Genomic DNA, 20,707 nt, shown 5'->3' on the forward strand with positions numbered 1-20,707 from the left:
GTAGGGGAAAAGACAGATATGTCGGCTGTTTGCTCTTCCTACTCCCCTACTCCCTTATTCCCCTACTCCCTTTCGTCACCTTGTGACGAATACAGTCACCAGCGGCTTCTTGCCCCAGGCTTCGTTGGCGGCCCCGCGTACGGCGCGCCGCACTGCTTCCTGCACCAGGTCGAGGTCTTTTCGGCGCTGACGGGGGATCGAGTCCACCGCGCCGATTGCCGCATCGATCATCAGATCTTCCAGCGACTCGCCACGGCCATCGGCCTCGGCGACACCGATGGCGACCAAATCGGGGTCGCCGGCAAGCTCATATTTGTCGTCCAGCACGACATTGACCGCCACGTGGCCGGCAAAGGACAATTTGCGCCGGTCGCGGATGCCCATCGCCTGATCGGTGCCGATCAGTCTGCCATCCTTGTAGATACGGCCGAACGGCACCTGATCCATGATGGTGGCTGGGCCGGGAGCAAGCCTGAGCATGTCGCCGTCGCGCACCTGCGCCACCTGGCCGATGCCCGATGTCGACATCAGCGAGCCCTGCGCCACCAGATGTGCCGCCTCGCCATGCACGGGAACGCCGATCTGCGGGCGCACCCATTCATACATCTTGCGCAATTCGCTGCGCCGCGGATGGCCGGAGACATGCACCAGCGCATCGCCGTCCTCGATGATCTTGACGCCGAGGTCGATGAGACGGTTCTTGATCTCGAGGATCGCCTTCTCGTTGCCGGGAATCGTACGCGAGGAAAACACCACCGTGTCGCCTGCCGTCAGCGACACCGACTTCATCTCTTCGCGCGACAGCTTGGCCAGTGCGGCCAGCGGCTCGCCCTGGCTGCCGGTGCAGATGATGACCAGGTTTTCGCGCGGGATGAAACCAAAATCCTCCTCGGCGATGAACTCCGGCAGACCGTCCATGTAGCCAAGTTCGCCGGCCACATCGATGACCCGCTTCAGCGAACGGCCAAGCACCAGGCACTGGCGTCCGGCATCGCGGGCCGCTTTGGCGATCGAGACGATGCGTCCTACATTGGAGGAGAACGTGGTGACGGCGACACGGCCCTTGGCAGCCTGGATGACGCCCTTGAGGCCCTCGCCCACAGCCACTTCCGAAGGCGACTCGCCTTCGCGCAGCGCATTGGTCGAATCGCAGATCAGCGCCAGAACGCCCTTGTCGCCATAGGCGCGGAAACGCGCCTCGTCGGTCTTCGGCCCGATCGTCGGCTCCGGATCGATCTTCCAGTCACCGGTATGGATGACGGTGCCTGCCGGCGAGGTGATCGCCAGCGACATCGGCTCGGGAATCGAGTGCGCGACCGGAATGGCTTCGATCTCGAAGGGGCCGACGGTGAATTTCTCGCCCGCCCGGTAGATCGTGACCGGTATTTTCGGTGCGCCCTGCTCGCCTTGCCGCTTGGCTTCCAGCAGGCCGGCGCTGAACGGCGTCATCCAGACCGGCGCCTTCAGCTTCGGCCATGTGTCGAGCAGCGCGCCGTAATGGTCTTCATGCGCATGCGTGATGATGATGCCGCGCAGATTGGCGAGGTTCTCCTCGATGAAGCGCGTGTCGGGCAGCACCAGGTCGACGCCCGGCAGGCTGGCATCGGGGAAGGTCACTCCGACATCGATGACGATCCATTCGCGCGCGCTGGGCGGTCCGTAGCCGTAAAGAGCGAAGTTCATGCCGATCTCGCCGACGCCGCCGAGCGGCACGAAGACGAGTTCGGCGTTTTCCGCTTTCGCCATGATTTGTCCCTTCCTGGCCCTCAGGCCAAGCTCAAAAAGCAATTCCGGGAAAAGTGTGTAACGGTTTTCCCACCGGAGTTGCGCAAAAACAAACAGTTAGAACCGTTCATGAACGGCCCTATGCCCTGGCCGAAGCGACCGCGCCGAAATGCACATCGCCGGCGGCGATCGTCCGAACCGAACCTTCATCGTCGCGGATCACGAAACGGCAGTCCTCGTCAATGGTCTCAAACACCCCGCGCACCACATTACCGTCAATTCTGACGGCAACCTCGCCGCCGAGCCCCGCGGCACGATCAAGCCACCGTCGCCTGACGGCGGCAAGTCCGCGCCCCTCATCCCACAATCGGGCATTCTCGCTCCAGGCATCCGACAGCGCCAGGAACAGTGTTTCCGCATCGCATGCCGCGCCCAGCGCGCGCAAGGAAGTTGCGGGATACGGCAAATCCTCAGGGTACGCCACCACATTGACGCCGATGCCGACCGCCACTCCGAAACGGCCGCCCTCGAGGATTGCCGATTCCAGCAGGATGCCGGCCAGCTTGGCGCCGGAGGCAAGCACGTCGTTCGGCCATTTCAGCTCGAAACGGTTTTTTCCTTCGCTGCCACCGTCGAGGCCAATGGCGATCCGGCCCTTCGGCACCACGGCATCGAGTGCATCGGCCAGCGCCAGTCCTGCGACGAAGCCCAATGTCGCGGCAAGGCGAAGCTCTGCCTTGGTGATGACGAGCAGCGTCGCCGCCAGGTTGCCTTCCGGGGTCGCCCAGACGCGGCCGCGCCGGCCACGCCCGCTTTCCTGCTTCTTGGAAACGACCCACAATTTGCCGGCGTCGCCTGCCCTTGCGTGGTCCAGTGCCAGCGCATTGGTGGAGCCGACGCTCTCATGCGCCTCGAGCCGGAACCCTTCCGACGCCGAGGTTGGAGCCAGCCGAAATGCCATGCCGTCTAGAAAAACGTCTTGGCGGCGGCTTCGGCATAGGTGCCGATCGGCCCACCGATCAACACGTAGAACAGCACGAAGGCGCCGGAGACGCCGAGCACGACACGCAATTCCGTCGCCATCGGCACGAAGCCGCCGACCGGTTCGTCGAACCACATGATCTTGATGATGCGCAAATAGTAATAGGCGCCCACTACCGAGGCCAGCACGCCGATGATCGCCAGCACGTAGAGATTGGCGTTGATGGCGGCGAGGAAGACGTACCATTTCCCCCAGAAGCCGGCGAGCGGTGGAATGCCGGCGAGTGAGAACATCAGGATGGTCAGGATCGTCGCCATGACCGGATTGGTCGACGACAGGCCGGCCAGGTCGCTGATCTGCTCGACATTGCCTTCCTTGCGCCGCATGGCGAGGATGAAGGCGAAGGTGCCGAGCGTCATCACCAGATAGATCAGCATGTAGATGGCAACGCCGCGCACGCCGGCCTGGCTGTTGGCGGCAAGGCCGACCAGCGCGTAACCCATATGGCCAATCGAGGAATAGGCCATCAGGCGCTTGATGTTGGTCTGCCCGATTGCGGCGAAGGAGCCGAGTGCCATCGAGGCGATCGAGATGAAGACGATGATCTGCTGCCAGTCGGCGGCGATTGGCTTGAACGCGCCCATGGTGACGCGCACGATCAGTGCCATCGCCGCCATTTTCGGCGCCGCCGCCAGGAAGGCCGTCACCGGAGTCGGCGCGCCCTCATAGACGTCAGGCGTCCACATGTGGAACGGCACCGCGGAAATCTTGAAGGCAAGGCCGGCCAGCACGAAGACGAGGCCGAAAACGAGGCCAAGCTGGCGCTCGCCGCTGCCGAGTGCCGTGGCGATTTCCTGGAAGCCGGTGTTGCCGGTGTAGCCGTAGACCAGGCTGATGCCATAGAGCAGCATGCCCGACGACAGCGCACCGAGAACGAAATATTTGAGGCCCGCTTCGGTCGAGCGCAGATTGTCGCGGTTGATCGCGCACAGCACATAGATCGCCAGCGACTGCAGCTCGAGGCCGAGATAGAGGCCGATCATGCTGTTGGCCGAGATCATCAGCATCATGCCGAGCGTGCACAGCAGGATCAGCACCGGATATTCGAACTTGTCGAAGCGTTCAGCCTTGGCGAAGCGCATCGACATCACCAGCGTCACCGCCGAGCCGACCAGTGCCAGCACCTTCATGAAGCGGCCGAAGGAATCCTGGATGAAGGCATTGCCATAAGCGCTGCCCTGCCCGGTTCGGAAGATCAGCCAGGCGCCCGCGATCGCCAGCACGGCAACCGCGAGGCCGGTTACCGTGTTGGCCGTGTTGGCGCGCGAATAGGCTCCGACCATCAGCAGCGCCAGCGCGCCGACGGCAAGGATCAGCTCTGGCGTCGAGAGCGACAGGCTGGAGAGAAGGTCCGGCGTCATGGTTCGCAAAACCTCTGGTCAGTTCGCCGCCGCGGTCTGCGCGGCGCCGATGGATGCAGTGACATTGGTGACGAGCGACTTGACCGATTGGGCCGTCGCGTCGAAGACCGGGGCGGGATAGACGCCGAAGAAGATGACCAGCACGACCAGCGGGTAGATGATCACCTTCTCGCGCGGCGACAGGTCGAGCAGTCCCTTAAGGCTCTCCTTGGTCAGTGCGCCGAAGATCACCCGGCGGTAGAGCCAGAGCGCGTAGGCGGCCGACAGGATGACGCCGGTGGCGGCGAAGAACGCCACCCATGTGTTGACCCGGAACACGCCGAGCATGGTCAGGAACTCGCCGACGAAGCCGCTGGTACCGGGCAGGCCGACATTGGCCATGGTGAAGATCAGGAACACCGTGGCGTATTTCGGCATGTTGTTGACCAGCCCGCCATAGGCCGCGATCTCACGTGTGTGCATGCGGTCGTAGATGACGCCGACGCACAGGAACAGCGCGCCGGAGACGAGGCCGTGGCTGAGCATCTGGAAGATCGCGCCCTGCACGCCTTCCTGGTTCATGGCGAAGATGCCCATGGTGACGAAGCCCATATGAGCAACCGACGAATAGGCGATCAGCTTCTTCATGTCCTCCTGCATCAGCGCCACCAGCGAGGTGTAGATGATGGCGACGACGGACAGAGCGAAGACCAGCGGCGCGAACATTTCCGAAGCCAGCGGGAACATCGGCAAGGAGAAGCGCAGGAAGCCGTACCCGCCCATTTTCAACAGGATGCCGGCCAGGATGACGGAGCCCGCCGTCGGCGCCTCGACGTGCGCGTCGGGCAGCCAGGTGTGCACCGGCCACATCGGCATCTTCACCGCGAAGGAGGCGAAGAAGGCAAGCCATAGCCAGGTCTGCATGTTGGCCGGGAAGTTGTGGGTCAGCAGCGTCGGGATGTCGGTTGTTCCGGACTGGAAGAACATCGCCATGATGGCGAGCAGCATCAGCACCGAACCGGCGAGCGTGTAGAGGAAGAACTTGAACGAGGCGTAGACGCGCCGCTTGCCGCCCCAGACGCCGATGATGATGAACATCGGGATCAGGCCGGCTTCGAAGAAGACGTAGAACAGCACGATGTCCAGCGCGCAGAACACGCCGATCATCAGCGTTTCGAGCAGCAGGAAGGCAATCATGTAGGCCTTGACGCGCTTCTCGATCGATTCCCACGAGGCCAGAATGCAGAGCGGCATCAGGAAGGTCGTCAGGATGACGAACAGCATCGAGATGCCGTCGACGCCCATATGGTAGGAAATGCCGGAATCGAGCCAGGCGACCTTCTCGACGAACTGGAAGCCGGACTGCGAATTGTCGAATCCGGTCCAGATGAACAGCGAGATGATGAACGTGAACGTCGTCGTCAACAGCGCGATGGCGCGGATGTTGCGGCGTGCATTTTCGCTGTCGTCATTGATGAACAGGATAAGCAGCACACCAACCAGCGGCAGGAAGGTGACCAGCGAGAGGATTGGCCAGGCGGTCATCAGAGCATCATCCAGGTGACGAGTGCGGCAACGCCGATCAGCATGGCGAAGGCGTAGTGGTAGAGATAGCCGGTCTGCAGCTTGACGACGCGGTTGGTGACATCGACGACGCGCGCCGAAATACCGTCGGGGCCGAGGCCGTCGATGACGGTGCCGTCGCCGGTCTTCCACAGGAAGTGGCCGAGGCGCTTGGCGGGCCGCACGAACAGGAAGTCGTAGAGCTCGTCGAAATACCACTTGTTGAGCAGGAAGGCGTAGAGCCCGCGATGCTGCGCGGCCAGGTTGACCGGCATTTCCGGCGAGCGGATGTAGAATTTCCAGGCCAGCGCGAAGCCGATCAGCATGGCGATGAAGGGCGACAGTTCGACCCACAGCGGCAATTCATGGATGTCGTGCAGGATGTGATTGTCAGGCAATGTGAACAGCGATGCCTTCCAGAACTCGGCATAGCCCTCGCCGATGAAGGCGTTGTGGAAGATGACGCCGGCAAACAGCGCGCCGGCAGCCAGGATGAACAGCGGCACCAGCATCACCGGCGGCGATTCATGGACATGGTGCATCACCTCATGGCTCGCCCGCGGCTTGCCGTGGAAGGTCATGAAGATCAGCCGCCAGGAGTAGAAGGAGGTGAAGCAGGCGGCGATGACCAAAAGCACGAAGGCCATGCCGGCAACCGAATTGTGGCCGGCAAAGGCGCTCTCGATGATGGCGTCCTTGGAGAAGAAGCCGGCGGTGCCGATGACCGTCACCGGAATGCCGACGCCGGTCAGCGCCAGCGTGCCGATCACCATCATCCAGTAGGTGGTCGGGATCAGTTTCCTGAGGCCGCCCATCTTGCGCATGTCCTGCTCGTCGGACACGGCATGGATGACCGAGCCCGAGCCGAGGAACAGCAGCGCCTTGAAGAAGGCATGCGTGAACAGGTGGAAGATCGCCGCGCCATAGGCGCCGACGCCGAGCGCCACGAACATGTAGCCGAGCTGCGAGCAGGTCGAATAGGCGATGACGCGCTTGATGTCGTTCTGGACCAGACCGACGGTGGCCGCGAAGAAGGCCGTGAAGGCACCGATGAAGGTCACGACAGTCAGCGCCGAATGCGACAGTTCGAACAGCGGCGACAACCGCGCCAGCATGAACACGCCCGCCGTCACCATGGTGGCGGCATGGATCAGGGCCGAAACCGGCGTCGGGCCTTCCATGGCGTCCGGCAGCCAGGTGTGCAGCGGCACTTGCGCCGACTTGCCCATGGCACCCATGAACAGGAGCAGGCAGACGATCGTCATGGCCGCCTGCTTGTCCAGCGCATGGCCAAGGAAAGTCAGCACCGCGGCACCCTGCGGCGCGCCTTCAGCGGGGATGAACGTCGCCGCATTGGCGAAGATGGTGCCCAGATTGACCGAGCCGAACAGCACGAACACGCCGAAGATGCCGAGCGCGAAGCCGAAATCGCCGACACGGTTGACGACAAAGGCCTTGATTGCCGCGGCATTGGCCGACGGCTTCTTGTACCAGAAGCCGATCAGCAGATAGGACGCCAGCCCCACCCCTTCCCAGCCGAAAAACATCTGCACGAGGTTGTCCGCCGTCACCAGCATCAGCATGGCGAAGGTGAACAGCGACAGATAAGCGAAGAAGCGCGGCCGGTTCGGATCGTGGTGCATGTAGCCGATCGAATAGATGTGGACCAGCGCCGACACGGTGTTGACCACCACCAGCATGACCACCGTCAGCGTGTCGATCCGGAGCGCCCAGGACGCTTCCAGCCCACCCGACTGTATCCAGCGCAGCACGGGCACGGTGAACACCTCGCCATGGCCGAAACCGACGGTGAAGAACGCGACCCACGACAGCACGGCCGCGACCACCAGGAAACCCGAGGTGATGTATTCGGACGCCTTGGCGCCGAGCGACGTGCCGAACAGGCCGACGATCAGGAAGCCGAGCAGGGGAAGGAAGACGATGGCCTGATACATGGTGGTTCCGTCAACCCTTCATCATGTTCACGTCTTCGACCGCGATCGAGCCGCGGTTGCGGAAGAAGACGACGAGAATGGCAAGTCCGATGGCGGCTTCGGCCGCCGCGACCGTCAGCACGAACAGCGCGAACACCTGGCCGACCAGATCGCCGAGTGCTGCCGAAAAGGCGACGAAGTTGATGTTGACCGCCAGCAGGATCAGCTCGACCGACATCAGGATGACGATGACGTTCTTGCGGTTCAGGAAGATGCCGAACACGCCGAGCGTGAACAGAACAGCCGATACGGTCAGATAATGTGCGATGCCGACAACCATCTCAGAGTCCCTCGCCTGTCTTGACCTTGCGGATTTCCATGCCGGTCGCCGGTGTGCGGCCGACCTGGGCTGCGATCGACTGCCGCTTGACGCCTGGCTTGTGGCGCAGCGTCAGCACGATGGCGCCGATCATGGCGACCAGCAGCACGAGGCCCGAAATCTGGAAATAGTAGAGGTAGTCGGTATAGAGGATGTCGCCGAGCGCGGCGGTGTTGGTCCGCGTGGCAAGATCCGGAATGGGCTTGGAGACCGTCGAAGCGAGCTGCGGCGCGAAGGTGTAGCCGCCGAGAACCACGATCAGCTCCGCCGCCAGGATCAGCCCGACCAGCGCGCCGATCGGCGCATATTGCAGGGCGCCGCTCTTCAGTTCGGCGAAATCGACGTCGAGCATCATGACGACGAACAGGAACAGAACCATCACCGCGCCGACATAGACGACGAGCAGGATCATCGCCAGGAACTCGGCGCCGGTCAGCATGAACAGGCCGGCGGCGTTGAAGAAGGTCAGGATCAGGAACAGCACCGAATGCACGGGGTTGCGCGACGAAATGACCATGAACGCCGATGCCACCGCGACAAAGGCGAAGAGGTAGAAAAAGGCCGCCTCTAGTCCACTCAACATTGGGGATCCCCCGGGTTTCCTGTACAAACAGGACAACCGTCCTGTTTCGATGTTTGCCGCCTCAGGCCGCAAGTTTCGTTGTGTCCTTAGACGAGGCCCCTCGCCCCGTCCATGCGTCAAATATCAGCGGTAGGGCGAGTCCAGCGAGATGTTGCGCGCCAGCTCGCGCTCCCACCGGTCGCCATTCGCCAACAGTCTGTCCTTGTCGTAGTAGAGTTCCTCGCGCGTCTCCGTCGCGAACTCGAAATTCGGCCCCTCGACAATGGCGTCGACCGGGCAGGCTTCCTGGCAGAAGCCGCAATAGATGCACTTCACCATGTCGATGTCGTAGCGCACCGTGCGGCGGGTGCCGTCGTTGCGGCGCGGGCCGGCCTCGATGGTGATGGCCTGCGCCGGGCAGATCGCCTCGCACAATTTGCAGGCAATGCAGCGTTCCTCGCCGTTCGGGTAACGGCGCAACGCATGCTCGCCGCGGAAGCGCGGGCTGGTCGGCCCCTTCTCGTGCGGATAGTTGATCGTCTCCTTCGGCGCGAAGAACTGGCGCATCGACAGGAAGAAGGCGCTGACGAAATCCTGCAGCAGCAGCGATTTGGCGGCTTGGGAAAGAGCGGACATCACGCAAACCCCGTGATCTTGAGGAAGGCCGCGGTGGCGACCACCATGAACAGCGAGATCGGCAGGAACACTTTCCAGCCAAGCCGCATCAATTGGTCGTAGCGGTAGCGCGGCACGAAGGCCTTCACCATGGAGATGCCGAAGAACACGAAGCAGACTTTCAGCACGAACCAGATGACGCCCGGCACCCAGGTGAACGGCGCGAAGTCGAACGGAGGCAGCCAGCCGCCGAGGAACAGGATGGTGGCCAGCGCGCACATCAGCACGATGGCGACATACTCGCCGAGGAAGAACAAAAGGAACGGGGTCGACGAATATTCGACCATGTGGCCGGCGACCAGTTCCGATTCGGCTTCGACCAGATCGAAGGGCGGGCGGTTCGTCTCGGCCAGCGCCGAGATGAAGAAGATGATGAACATCGGGAACAGCGCCAGCCAGTTCCAGTCGAGGAAGGTGTTGGGCAGGCCAAGCCGCGTACCAATTCCATCATGCTGCGACAGCACGATATCGGTGAGGTTGAGCGAGCCGGCGGTGAGCAGAACGGTGACGATGACGAAGCCGATCGAGACTTCGTAGGACACCATCTGCGCGGCCGAGCGCAGCGCGCCGAGGAACGGATATTTCGAGTTCGACGCCCAGCCGCCCATGATCACGCCGTAGACCTCGAGCGAGGAGATGGCGAAGACATAGAGGATGCCGACATTGACGTTGGCGATCGCCCAGCCGTGGCTGACCGGGATGACCGCCCAGGCCGAGATCGCCAGCACGGCCGACACCAGCGGCGCCAGCAGAAACACGCCCTTGTTGGCGCCGGACGGGATGACCGGCTCCTTGAAGACGAACTTCAACAGATCGGCGAAAGCCTGCAGCGTGCCCCAGGGGCCGACGACGTTCGGGCCACGGCGCAATTGCACCGCCGCCCAGATCTTGCGGTCGGCGTAGAGGATGTAGGCGACGAAGATCAAAAGAACGACGATCAGCACGACTGACTTCAACAGGATCAGCAGCGCCGGCAGCACGTAGAAGGAGAAGAAAGTGTCCATGCTTATTCCGCCGCCTGCTTGAAGCCGCTCTTGGCCAGTGCCGAGCATTCCGCCATCACGGCCGATGCCCGCGCGATCGGGTTGGTCAGGTAGAAATCCTTCACCGGCGAGGTGAAGGTGCCCTTGTTCAGCCGTCCGCCGAGCTTCGCCACCTCGGCGATATCCTCGGCATTGCCGGCCGCGACCTGGTCGATACGGGCCAGATGCGGGTATTCGCCATAAAGCTTGGCGCGCAGCTGCGGCAGCGAATCGAACGGCAGTTTCTTGCCCAGCACATCCGACAGCGCCCGCAGGATCGCCCAGTCCTCGCGCGCCTCGCCCGGCGCGAAGCCGGCGCGGTTGGTCTGCTGCACACGCCCTTCGGTGTTGACATAGGTGGCCGATTTTTCCGTGTAGGCGGCCGCCGGCAGGATGACATTGGCGCGGTGCGCGCCCTGGTCGCCATGCGTGCCGATATAGACGACGAAGGCGCCGCCGGTCTTGGCCATGTCGATCTCGTCGGCGCCGAGCAGGAACAAGAGCTCCATTTCGCCCAGCATGCCGGCAACGTTTCTGCCGCCCTCGCCCGGCACGAAGCCGAGATCGAGACCGCCGACGCGCCCGGCCGCATTGTGCAGCACGGCAAAGCCGTTCCAGTCTGCGCGAGCAGCGTTGACGGCGGCCGCGAGCTTGGCCGCCTGACCGAGCACGGCCGCGCCATCGGCACGCGCCAGCGCGCCCTGTCCCACGATGATCAGCGGGTGTGTCGCCTTCTTCAGCGTCTGGAAGAACTTGCCATTGCCGTTGGCCAAATCCCCAAGCGAATCCGGCCCGGCGCCCAGCTGTTCGTAATCGTAGCGGGTATCGCCGACATCGCCGATGACGCCGACCGGCAGATTGCCGGTCCGCCAGCGCTTGCGGATGCGCGCATTGAGCACCGAGGCTTCATAACGTGGGTTGGCGCCGATGATCAGCACCGCATCGGCCTGCTCGATGCCTTCGATGGTCGGGTTGAAGATATAGCTCGCACGGCCCAGCGCCGGATCGAGTGCGGCGCCATCCTGGCGGCAATCGGTATTCTTCGAGCCGAGCGAAGCCATCAGCAGCTTGAGCGCATAGGTTTCTTCGACGGCGGCGAGATCGCCCGCGATAGCGCCGATCTTTTCGGGCGCCGTCTTCGACACCGCGTCCTTGATCGCGGCGAAGGCCTCGGCCCAGCTGGCAGCAACCAGCCTGCCGTCCTTGCGCACATAGGGGCGGTCAAGGCGCTGCGTGCGCAGGCCGTCCCAGATGAAGCGGGTCTTGTCGGAGATCCACTCCTCGTTCACCGCCTCGTTGACGCGCGGCAGGATGCGCATCACTTCGCGGCCCCGGCTATCGACGCGGATCGCCGAGCCGACCGCATCCATCACGTCGATGGATTCGGTCTTGGTCAGCTCCCACGGCCGCGCCTGGAAGGCGAATGGCTTCGAGGTCAGCGCGCCGACCGGGCAAAGGTCGATGACATTGCCCTGCAGCTCCGAGGTCATCGCCTGTTCGAGATAGGTGGTGATCTCGGCATCCTCGCCACGGCCGATCAGGCCCAGTTCGGAAATGCCGGCGACTTCGGTGGTGAAGCGGACGCAGCGCGTGCAGTGAATGCAGCGGTTCATCACCGTCTTCACCAGCGGTCCGATGTATTTGTCTTCGACCGCGCGCTTGTTCTCGTGATAGCGCGAGGAATCGACGCCGAAAGCCATCGCCTGGTCCTGCAGGTCGCATTCGCCGCCCTGGTCGCAGATCGGGCAATCCAGCGGATGGTTGATCAGCAGGAACTCCATCACGCCTTCCCTGGCCTTCTTGACCATCGGCGTGTTGGTGAAGATTTCCGGCGCCTCGCCATTCGGGCCGGGACGCAGGTCGCGCACGTTCATGGCGCAGGAAGCCTGCGGCTTGGGCGGCCCGCCCTTCACCTCGATCAGGCACATGCGGCAATTGCCGGCGATCGACAGCCGCTCATGGAAGCAGAAGCGCGGCACTTCCGCGCCAGCGTCTTCCGCCGCCTGCAGCAGCGTGTAGTGGTCGGGTACAGTGATCTCTTTCCCGTCGACCTTGAGCTTTGCCATTCGCCTCAAACCCCTGCGGAGTTCCCGCAATCTCTTTTTCCGGACGCGGTCGAGACCACGTCGGGCACTTCATTCACTTCTTGACGGCGAGCGCCGCCGCTTGAGCTGTCCAATCGTCGCGGCCGATGCGGCCGCCGAGCGACAGATAGTCCTCGACCCAGGCAACCTCTTGCGGCGTCCATGCCGCGATCTGGGCATACGTCCAGATGCCGAGGCCGTTGAGAACCTTTTCCAGCTTGGGCCCGATGCCCGATATCGCCTTGAGATCCGCCGGTTTCGCCGGCTTCTCCACGGCCTTGGGCTGCCTGAAATCCTCGGGCAACAGCGCATCGCCGACGCCGCTTGTTGCTGGAGCGGCGTTTGCGGCCGGCACGGCAGTTGCGGCTTCCTTGGCGGCAATATCGGTGACCTCCCTGGCGAAGGACTGCGCCTCGGCGATCATGGTTTTCGCCGTCGCCCGCGCCTTGGTGGAGGAAGAGTTCGGATCATCGAACTGCGCGACGCGCGCCTCGAAATCATCGACGATCGGCTGCAGCAGCCGTTGCGAGGCTTCTGCCGCACCTGAAAACGCGCCCAGCCAGACGCCGAAAGCATGATTGGCAAGCCCGAGGCCAAGCGCCGACATCGCCGCCGCACCCGCCACAGGATGCACGAAAAGGTTGACGGCACTGGCCATCTCCTTCGGCATCATCCTGGTCAAGTCCTGGTTCATCTTGTCGATCTGGTCCAAATTGGGCATCAGCGGGTTCGAATACGGCGCCATAGAGTTCTCCTGGTCGTTTCGTCGTTCGCCCCGCCCTTCGCTGCGGACTTTCGTCCGCGTAAAACGTTCTTCTATTCCGCCGCCACCATCACAGGCTCGGCCCGGTGCGCATTGCGCGAAAACTCGTCGATGCGCCGCTCCACTTCGCCGCGGAAATGCCGCATCAGGCCCTGGATCGGCCATGCCGCCGCGTCGCCCAGCGCGCAGATCGTATGGCCTTCGATCTGCTTGGTGACGTCGAGCAGCATATCGATCTCGCGCTTCTGCGCCTCGCCGCGCACCAGCCGTTCCATCACCCGCCACATCCAGCCGGTGCCTTCGCGGCATGGCGTGCACTGACCGCAGCTCTCGTGCTTGTAGAAGTAGGAAAGCCGCGCGATCGCCTTCACGACATCGGTCGACTTGTCCATGACGATGACAGCCGCGGTTCCAAGGCCGGATTTGAGATCGCGCAGCGCGTCGAAATCCATCGGCGCGTCGATGATCTGTTCGGCCGGCACCAGCGGCACCGAAGCGCCCCCCGGTATGACCGCCAAAAGATTGTCCCAGCCACCGCGAATGCCGCCGCAATGCGTCTCGATGAGTTCGCGGAACGGGATCGACATCGCCTCTTCGACCGTGCACGGATTGTTGACGTGGCCGGAGATGCAAAACAGCTTGGTGCCGACATTGTTCGGCCGGCCGAAGGACGAGAACCAGGCCGCACCGCGGCGCAGGATGGTCGGCGCAACCGCGATCGATTCGACATTGTTGACCGTGGTCGGGCAGCCATAGAGGCCGACATTGGCCGGGAATGGCGGCTTCAGCCGCGGCTGGCCCTTCTTGCCTTCGAGGCTTTCGAGAAGTGCTGTCTCCTCGCCGCAGATATAGGCGCCGGCGCCGTGGTGCATGTAGATGTCGAAATCGTAGCCGGAGGTGTTGTTCTTGCCGATCAGCTTGGCCTCATAGGCCTCCTCGATCGCGCGCTGCAGCGCCTCGCGCTCGCGGATGAACTCGCCGCGCACATAGATGTAGGCGGCAACCGCACCCATGGCGAAACCGGCAAGCAGCGCGCCCTCGACCAGCGTATGGGGGTCGTTGCGCAGGATGTCGCGGTCCTTGCAGGTGCCGGGCTCGGATTCGTCGGCGTTGATGACGAGATAGCTCGGCCGGCCATCGCTCTGCTTGGGCATGAACGACCATTTGAGGCCCGTCGGGAAGCCGGCGCCGCCACGGCCGCGCAGGCCCGACGCCTTCATCTCGTTGACGATCCACTCGCGGCCCTTGGCGACGATGCCGGGCGTGTTATCCCAGGCGCCGCGCGCCATCGCGCCGGCCAAGGACTTGTCGAACAGGCCGTAGATATTGGTGAAGATGCGGTCTTTATCCCCGAGCATTTTTCGTCCCTCAGACCGGCTTCTTGCCGAAGACGCGGATGTATTCGGCGACGCCACCCTTGGCGAGCGCCTTGGCCTGCTTGACCCAGTCGTCGCGATCGATGCGGCCCTGGAAAGAGAGATAGCCATCCACCCACTCGCGTTCGGCCTTCTTCCACGACGCGACCTGCGCGAAGGTAAAGATGCCCAGCCTATGCAGGATGCCCTCGATCTTGGGGCCGACGCCGGAGATCAGTTTGAGGTCATCGACCTGTGCCGGCCTGTCGATGCCGGCCGGGCGGTTCTTGTCCCCGAGCGACGGTTTGGCCGGCTTGGCGGCCGGTACCTTGACCTCTGGCGCCTTGAAGGCGGAGGCCGGCTCGGCCTTGGTGATGGGGCCACTGCGCTGCTTGGAAACCTGCTCGACTTTGGAGTCTGCCTTGTTGGCATTGGCGGCCGAATGCAGTGGAGCGGCAACACTCGCCGCCTTTTCAACCGCCGGCGCGACCTTGGTTTTTGAAGGCGTCTTCAACGCCGGGCTGGTTTCAGGGGCGTCGGTCTTCGGCTTGCTGGTGTTGGACGGTGCGACAGGGGCCGCGGCCGGCGCCGGCACCGGCGCTGCGACGATCGCGTCGGGTGCCGCCCTGGCGGCCTTGGCCGCCTCCCTGGCTTCCCTGTCGCGGGTCGACTTGAGGATCGCCTTTTCGCTCTTCAGCGTGGTGAGGCCGGAGGCCGGCTCCGAGCCGGTGCGGCCGTTCTGCGGCCCCGGTTCCACCGCAGCACCCTTGCCGGCGTCATAGAGATCGATGATTTCAGCCAGGCGTTCCGGCGTCAGATCCTCGAACGTGTCCTTGAAGATCATCACCATCGGCGCGTTGACGCAGGCACCGAGGCATTCCACCTCTTCCCAGGACAAGGTTCCCTTGTCGTTGGTGTGGAACTGGTCGTGATGGATTTTGGAGCGGCAGACATCCATCAGCGCTTCCGAACCGCGCAGCATGCAGGGCGTGGTGCCGCAGACCTGGATGTGCGCACGCGTGCCGACCGGATTCAACTGGTACTGCGTGTAGAAGGTCGCGACTTCCAGCCCGCGGATGCGCGGCATGCCGAGCATGTCGGAGATCGTCTCGATCGCCGCCTTCGTCACCCAACCTTCCTGCTCCTGTGCTATCATCAGAAGCGGGATGATGGCCGACTGTTCACGGCCCTTCGGGTACTTCTTGATCCATTGCTTCGCAGCCGCGGCATTCGCCCGGTTGAAGGCGAAGGATGCTGGCTGGACGCTGGCTTCTGCGAGACGGCGGACTGACATTTAGCGATCGACCTCACCAAACACGATGTCGAGGGAGCCGAGAACGGCGGTGACGTCGGCCAGCATGTGGCCGCGGCAGAGGAAATCCATCGCCTGCAGATGCGCGAAACCCGGCGCGCGCAGCTTGCAGCGGTAGGGCTTGTTGGAGCCGTCGGAAACCAGATAGACGCCGAATTCGCCCTTCGGCGCCTCGACAGCGGCGTAAACCTCGCCGGCCGGCACGCGATAACCCTCGGTGTAGAGCTTGAAGTGATGGATCAGCGCTTCCATCGAGCGCTTCATTGCCTGGCGCTTGGGCGGCACCACCTTGCCATCGAGGTTCGACACCGGGCCGGTGCTCTCCTTGCCGAGCAAAAGGTCGACGCACTGGCGCATAATCTTCGCCGACTGGCGCATTTCTTCCATGCGCACGAGGTAGCGGTCGAAGCAGTCGCCGTTCTTGCCGATCGGAATATCGAAATCCATCTCCGAATAGCATTCATAGGGTTGCGACTTGCGCAGATCCCAGGCTGCACCCGAGCCACGCACCATCACGCCCGAAAAACCCCAGGCCCAGGCATCCGCCAGCGAGACGATGCCAATATCGACATTGCGCTGCTTGAAGATGCGGTTGCCGGTCAGCAGCCGGTCGAGGTCGTCGATCGACTTCAGGAACGGGTCGATCCACTTGCCGATGTCCTCGACCAGTTGACGCGGCAGGTCCTGATGGACGCCGCCGGGCCGAAAATAAGCGGCATGCATGCGCGAACCGGAGGCGCGCTCATAGAACACCATCAGCTTTTCGCGTTCGACGAAGCCCCACAGCGGCGGCGTCAGCGCACCGACGTCCATCGCCTGCGTCGTCACATTGAGGATGTGCGACATGATGCGGCCGATCTCGCTGTAGAGAACGCGGATCACCTGGCCACGCTTCGGCACCTCGATGCCGAGCAGACGCTCGGCGGCCAGCGCAAAGGCATGTTCCTGGTTCATCGGCGCGCAATAGTCGAGCCGGTCGAGATAGGGTACCGCCTGCAGATAGGTTTTGGCTTCGATCAGCTTTTCGGTACCGCGATGCAGCAGTCCGATATGCGGATCGACGCGATCGACGACTTCGCCGTCCAGCTCCAGCACAAGGCGCAAAACGCCGTGCGCCGCGGGGTGTTGCGGGCCGAAATTGATGTTGAAGTTGCGGACGGAGGTTTCAGCCATTTACTGCTTTGCCTTCTCGTCACCCGGCAGCACGTAATCCGTACCTTCCCACGGGGACAGAAAATCGAAATTGCGGAATTCCTGCTTGAGCTCGACCGGCTCATAGATAACGCGCTTGGCCTCGTCGTCGTAGCGCACCTCGACGAAGCCGGTCAGCGGGAAATCCTTGCGCAAGGGATGGCCTTCGAAGCCATAGTCGGTCAGCAGGCGGCGCAGGTCGGGATGGCCGGAGAACAAAACGCCGTAGAGATCGTAGGTCTCGCGCTCGAACCAGTCGGCGCCGGGATAGACGCCGGTGATCGACGGCACCATGGTTTCCTCGTCGGCCTGCACCTTGACGCGGACGCGCACATTCTGCTTCGGCGACAACAGGTGATAGACGACGTCGAAACGCTTGGCCCGCGACGGATAGTCGGCGCCGCAGACATCGATGATCGAGATGAACTGGCAGCGCGCATCGTCGCGCAGGAAGGTCATCACCTCGACCAGATCGCGCGGCTCGACATGGATGGTGAGTTCGCCATAGGCGATATCAGCCTCGTTCACGCGGCCGATCAGCTTCTCGCCGAGATAGGTCGACAGTTCGCTCAGGGATGCGGTCATGGATTTACCGTTCGATCGTGCCGGTGCGGCGGATCTTCTTCTGCAAGAGAAGAATGCCGTAGAGCAGCGCTTCGGCGCTCGGCGGACAGCCGGGCACATAGATGTCGACCGGCACGATGCGGTCGCAGCCGCGCACCACCGAATAGGAATAGTGGTAATAGCCGCCGCCATTGGCGCAGGAGCCCATCGAGATGACGTAGCGCGGCTCCGGCATCTGGTCGTAGACCTTGCGCAGCGCCGGCGCCATCTTGTTGGTCAGCGTGCCGGCGACGATCATGATGTCGGACTGGCGCGGAGACGCGCGTGGCGCGACGCCGAACCGCTCCGAATCATAGCGCGGCATCGAGGTGTGGATCATCTCGACCGCGCAGCAGGCGAGGCCGAACGTCATGAACATCAGCGACCCGCTGCGCGCCCAGGTGATGAGCGCCTCGGTCGAAGTGACCAGAAAGCCCTTGTCGGCCAACTCGTTGTTGATCTCGAGGAAGAAGGGATCGTCCTCCCCCACCGGCCTGCCGGTGTTGGGATCGATGATGCCCTTGGGCTTCGGCGCGACGAGGGTGCCTGAACTGTCGTTCAATCCCATTCCAGCGCTCCTTTTTTCCATTCATAGGCAAAGCCGATGGTCAGCACCGCCAAAAAAACCATCATCGACCAGAAACCGAGCATGCCGATCTTCGAAAACGACACCGCCCACGGAAACAGGAAGGCTACTTCCAGGTCGAAGATGATGAACAGGATCGACACCAGGTAGAAACGGATGTCGAACCTCATGCGGGCGTCGTCGAACGAGTTGAAACCGCACTCGTAGGCGGAAAGCTTTTCGGGATCGGGATTGCGGTAGGCCACCAGGAAGGGCGCGGCCAGCAGCGCCAGGCCGACAACCAGCGCCACGCCTATGAACAGGACGATGGGCAGGTATGAGCTCAAGAGTGCGTTCATGCTCGGCTTTCCGTTGGCGCCAATCCACGTTGATTACAGCACCGGACCCTAATGCGGAAGCGTGACAGTTTAACCGCTGAACCGTTTTAAGGGCCTATGCTGCAACGCGGCGAGGGTTAGCGCAGCACTTCCAGCGAAGCAAGTCAAACCTTGTTCAAAACATCGACCTGGACGGCATATCGCGGCAAACTGGTCCGATCCGCTCCTGTTTGATTTCCTTCGCTTTTTACTCCACTTTTCTCTCCTGACATGGATGCCGCCAAAACCCTGCTAGCATGGGTTGGAATCAGCCATTCGACCCTCGGTCAAAACACGTCAAAGTGATACCTGCATGAAGGAAAAGATCTCGCTCCCGATGGCCCGGCGCATCGCCCTTGCCGCCCAGGGGTTCCTCGATCCTCGCCCGACCGGCACGCCCGACCGCCGGCATTTTGCCCGCACCCTCTCCCGCACCGGCCTGTTGCAGATCGATTCCGTCAGCGCGGTGGTGCGCGCTCATTATATGCCGCTCTATTCGCGCCTTGGCCCCTACCCGTTCTCGCTGCTCGACAACGCGGCCGTGACGCGCAAGCGCATGGTTTTCGAATATTGGGCGCACGAGGCCTCCTTCCTGCCGGTCGAGACATACCCGCTGATGCGCTGGCGCATGCAGCGCGCCGAGCGGGGCGAGGAAATGTATCTGGGTCTCGCCAAATGGGGCCGCGAGCACGCCGCCTACATCGAAGAGATCTACCGCGAGGTCGCCGAGCGCGGCCCGATCGCCGCTTCCGCGCTGGAGGGCCAGAAAGGTTCGGGCGGCTGGTGGGGCTGGAGCCATGCCAAACACGCCTTCGAATGGCTGTTCTGGGCCGGCCGCATCACCACGGCGCACCGCCGCGGTTTCGAGCGCTTCTATGACCTGCCCGAGCGCGTGCTGCCGCAGGCGATCCTCGATCTGCCGGTGCCGACGCCTGAGGACGCGCACCGCGAATTGCTGCGCATTTCCGCCCGCGCCCACGGCGTGGCGACTTCAGGCGATTTGCGCGACTATTTCCGCCTGTCGCCGGCCGATATGAAAGGCCGGTTGGAGGAACTGGTTCAAACGGGCGAGTTGCTGCCGGTGCGTGTCGAAGGCTGGGACAAGCCGGCGTATCTTCACCGGGACGCCCGTCTGCCGCGCAAAGTCGGGGCCCGCGCCTTGCTGGCACCCTTCGATCCGGTCGTCTTCGAGCGCTCGCGCACCGAGCGGCTGTTCGATTTCCACTACCGCATCGAGATCTACACACCGGCCGACAAGCGGCAGTATGGCTATTATGTCCTGCCGTTCCTGCTCGGCGACCGGATCGTGGCGCGCGTCGACCTCAAGGCCGATCGCCCGGCCAGCATACTGCGGGTCCATGCGGCCTATGCCGAGCCCGGTGCGCCGCCTGAAACCGCTGCGGAGCTGTTCGAGGAATTGAAGCAGATGCAAGGTTGGCTCGGGCTCGAACGCATCGAAGTGACGCCTGCCGGCGATTTGGGCGCGGCGCTGGCCGACATAGCCGTGTCGTAAGCTCGCGTTGACACCGCCGCCCGCAAAAGCCTAAATCCGGTTCCAGATGGTCCCTTGCCCGCAACGGCAAGGGCTAAGAGGGAATGCGGTGCCGGGCAAAATCCCAAATCCGCGGCTGTCCCCGCAACTGTAAGCGAAGAGCCAAGGCCGAAAACCACTGGGAATTCCCGGGAAGGCGGCTACCCAAGGCGATGACTCGCGAGCCAGGAGACCTGCCGTCTGCGACTGTAGAATCCGATCGCCCGGCGGGTTTCCGGGCAAGGAGCCCGATCTTTGGACCACGACAGCAGTTTTTCGGCTGGCACAGCGGATATTTCGTCCGGCCATGATGATGCCTTGGCCGGCGTCACCATCATCGTCTGCGGCTCCTGCCGCAATGAGACCGGCTCCGACGCTCATCCCCGCGCCGGCGAGTTGCTGACGGACGACACGCGCCGCGCCGCCGCTGGCGACGATATCCGCATCCGCAGCGTCGAATGCCTTGGCAATTGCAAGCGGCGCCTCAGCGCCGCGATCCTGCGCGACGGCTGCTGGAGCTATGTCTTCGGCGACCTGACCGCGACCAGCGGCGCCGACCTCGTGACAGGCGCAAAGCTCTTCGCCACCTCGAAAGATGGCCTGATCCCGTGGCGTGGCCGCCCCGATAGCCTCAAGCGCGGCCTCGTGGCCCGCATTCCACCCATCGACATGCTGAAGGATTGA

The 20,707-nt window shown here is 63.1% G+C and carries 19 protein-coding genes and 1 riboswitch; of the genes, 2 read left to right on the forward strand and 17 right to left on the reverse strand.

Annotation, left to right across the window (positions count from 1 at the left end; translation table 11 throughout):
- Positions 1 to 75: 75 nt before the first annotated feature.
- The 17 genes from LB559_RS20500 to LB559_RS20580 form a co-directional block, all read right to left on the reverse strand.
- Positions 76 to 1,746, reverse strand: coding sequence for a ribonuclease J (locus LB559_RS20500; protein ID WP_013531104.1), 1,671 nt, complete (start codon positions 1,744 to 1,746; stop codon positions 76 to 78).
- Between the two features lie 118 nt (positions 1,747 to 1,864).
- Positions 1,865 to 2,686 carry a biotin--[acetyl-CoA-carboxylase] ligase gene (locus LB559_RS20505; protein WP_063168233.1) on the reverse strand — a complete coding sequence of 274 codons (822 nt, stop codon included), beginning with the start codon at positions 2,684 to 2,686 and terminating at the stop codon, positions 1,865 to 1,867.
- 5 nt (positions 2,687 to 2,691) lie between these two features.
- Positions 2,692 to 4,128, reverse strand: a complete 1,437-nt coding sequence (gene nuoN, locus LB559_RS20510; RefSeq protein ID WP_224674860.1) for an NADH-quinone oxidoreductase subunit NuoN — start codon at positions 4,126 to 4,128, stop codon at positions 2,692 to 2,694.
- A gap of 18 nt (positions 4,129 to 4,146) precedes the next feature.
- Positions 4,147 to 5,652, reverse strand: coding sequence for an NADH-quinone oxidoreductase subunit M (locus LB559_RS20515; RefSeq protein ID WP_024501357.1), 1,506 nt, complete (start codon positions 5,650 to 5,652; stop codon positions 4,147 to 4,149).
- Complete coding sequence (gene nuoL / locus LB559_RS20520) at positions 5,652 to 7,625, reverse strand: NADH-quinone oxidoreductase subunit L (protein WP_013531100.1); 1,974 nt, start codon at positions 7,623 to 7,625, stop codon at positions 5,652 to 5,654. Before nuoL ends, LB559_RS20515 begins: the two co-directional genes overlap by 1 nt.
- 10 nt (positions 7,626 to 7,635) lie before the next feature.
- Positions 7,636 to 7,944, reverse strand: coding sequence for an NADH-quinone oxidoreductase subunit NuoK (gene nuoK, locus LB559_RS20525; protein ID WP_010910101.1), 309 nt, complete (start codon positions 7,942 to 7,944; stop codon positions 7,636 to 7,638).
- Position 7,945: 1 nt separating this feature from the next.
- Positions 7,946 to 8,566 carry an NADH-quinone oxidoreductase subunit J gene (locus tag LB559_RS20530; protein ID WP_013531099.1) on the reverse strand — a complete coding sequence of 207 codons (621 nt, stop codon included), beginning with the start codon at positions 8,564 to 8,566 and terminating at the stop codon, positions 7,946 to 7,948.
- A 123-nt stretch (positions 8,567 to 8,689) separates the two neighbouring features.
- Positions 8,690 to 9,181, reverse strand: a complete 492-nt coding sequence (gene nuoI, locus LB559_RS20535) for an NADH-quinone oxidoreductase subunit NuoI (RefSeq protein ID WP_013531098.1) — start codon at positions 9,179 to 9,181, stop codon at positions 8,690 to 8,692.
- Entirely contained in the window at positions 9,181 to 10,224 is a 1,044-nt protein-coding gene (gene nuoH / locus LB559_RS20540; RefSeq protein WP_013531097.1) for an NADH-quinone oxidoreductase subunit NuoH, read from the reverse strand. The genes nuoI and nuoH overlap by 1 nt, the downstream gene beginning before the upstream one ends.
- A 2-nt stretch (positions 10,225 to 10,226) precedes the next feature.
- Positions 10,227 to 12,308, reverse strand: coding sequence for an NADH-quinone oxidoreductase subunit NuoG (nuoG, locus tag LB559_RS20545; RefSeq protein ID WP_013531096.1), 2,082 nt, complete (start codon positions 12,306 to 12,308; stop codon positions 10,227 to 10,229).
- Positions 12,309 to 12,381: 73 nt separating this feature from the next.
- Positions 12,382 to 13,071: an NADH-ubiquinone dehydrogenase gene (locus tag LB559_RS20550; protein ID WP_027160548.1), complete on the reverse strand. Its 690-nt coding sequence runs from the start codon at positions 13,069 to 13,071 to the stop codon at positions 12,382 to 12,384.
- 71 nt (positions 13,072 to 13,142) lie between these two features.
- Complete coding sequence (gene nuoF, locus LB559_RS20555; protein ID WP_013531094.1) at positions 13,143 to 14,447, reverse strand: NADH-quinone oxidoreductase subunit NuoF; 1,305 nt, start codon at positions 14,445 to 14,447, stop codon at positions 13,143 to 13,145.
- Positions 14,448 to 14,457: 10 nt separating this feature from the next.
- Complete coding sequence (locus tag LB559_RS20560) at positions 14,458 to 15,738, reverse strand: NADH-quinone oxidoreductase subunit E (RefSeq protein WP_224674861.1); 1,281 nt, start codon at positions 15,736 to 15,738, stop codon at positions 14,458 to 14,460.
- Complete coding sequence (locus LB559_RS20565; RefSeq protein ID WP_024501361.1) at positions 15,739 to 16,929, reverse strand: NADH-quinone oxidoreductase subunit D; 1,191 nt, start codon at positions 16,927 to 16,929, stop codon at positions 15,739 to 15,741.
- Positions 16,930 to 17,532 (reverse strand): NADH-quinone oxidoreductase subunit C, encoded by a 603-nt coding sequence (locus tag LB559_RS20570; protein WP_013531091.1) that lies wholly within the window; start codon positions 17,530 to 17,532, stop codon positions 16,930 to 16,932.
- A 4-nt stretch (positions 17,533 to 17,536) separates the two neighbouring features.
- On the reverse strand, positions 17,537 to 18,118 hold the full coding sequence (locus tag LB559_RS20575; protein WP_013531090.1) for a NuoB/complex I 20 kDa subunit family protein: 582 nt from the start codon (positions 18,116 to 18,118) through the stop codon (positions 17,537 to 17,539).
- On the reverse strand, positions 18,109 to 18,474 hold the full coding sequence (locus LB559_RS20580) for an NADH-quinone oxidoreductase subunit A (protein WP_224674862.1): 366 nt from the start codon (positions 18,472 to 18,474) through the stop codon (positions 18,109 to 18,111). Before LB559_RS20580 ends, LB559_RS20575 begins: the two co-directional genes overlap by 10 nt.
- A gap of 331 nt (positions 18,475 to 18,805) precedes the next feature.
- Here LB559_RS20580 and LB559_RS20585 point away from each other — a divergent pair, with 331 nt between their 5' ends.
- Positions 18,806 to 20,005 (forward strand): winged helix-turn-helix domain-containing protein, encoded by a 1,200-nt coding sequence (locus LB559_RS20585; RefSeq protein ID WP_224674863.1) that lies wholly within the window; start codon positions 18,806 to 18,808, stop codon positions 20,003 to 20,005.
- Positions 20,006 to 20,035: 30 nt separating this feature from the next.
- Positions 20,036 to 20,240, forward strand: a riboswitch (cobalamin riboswitch).
- A 38-nt stretch (positions 20,241 to 20,278) separates the two neighbouring features.
- Complete coding sequence (locus tag LB559_RS20590) at positions 20,279 to 20,707, forward strand: DUF1636 family protein (protein WP_013531088.1); 429 nt, start codon at positions 20,279 to 20,281, stop codon at positions 20,705 to 20,707.

This window comes from Mesorhizobium sp. BR1-1-3 (genome assembly GCF_020165455.1).
Taxonomy (GTDB): domain Bacteria; phylum Pseudomonadota; class Alphaproteobacteria; order Rhizobiales; family Rhizobiaceae; genus Mesorhizobium; species Mesorhizobium ciceri.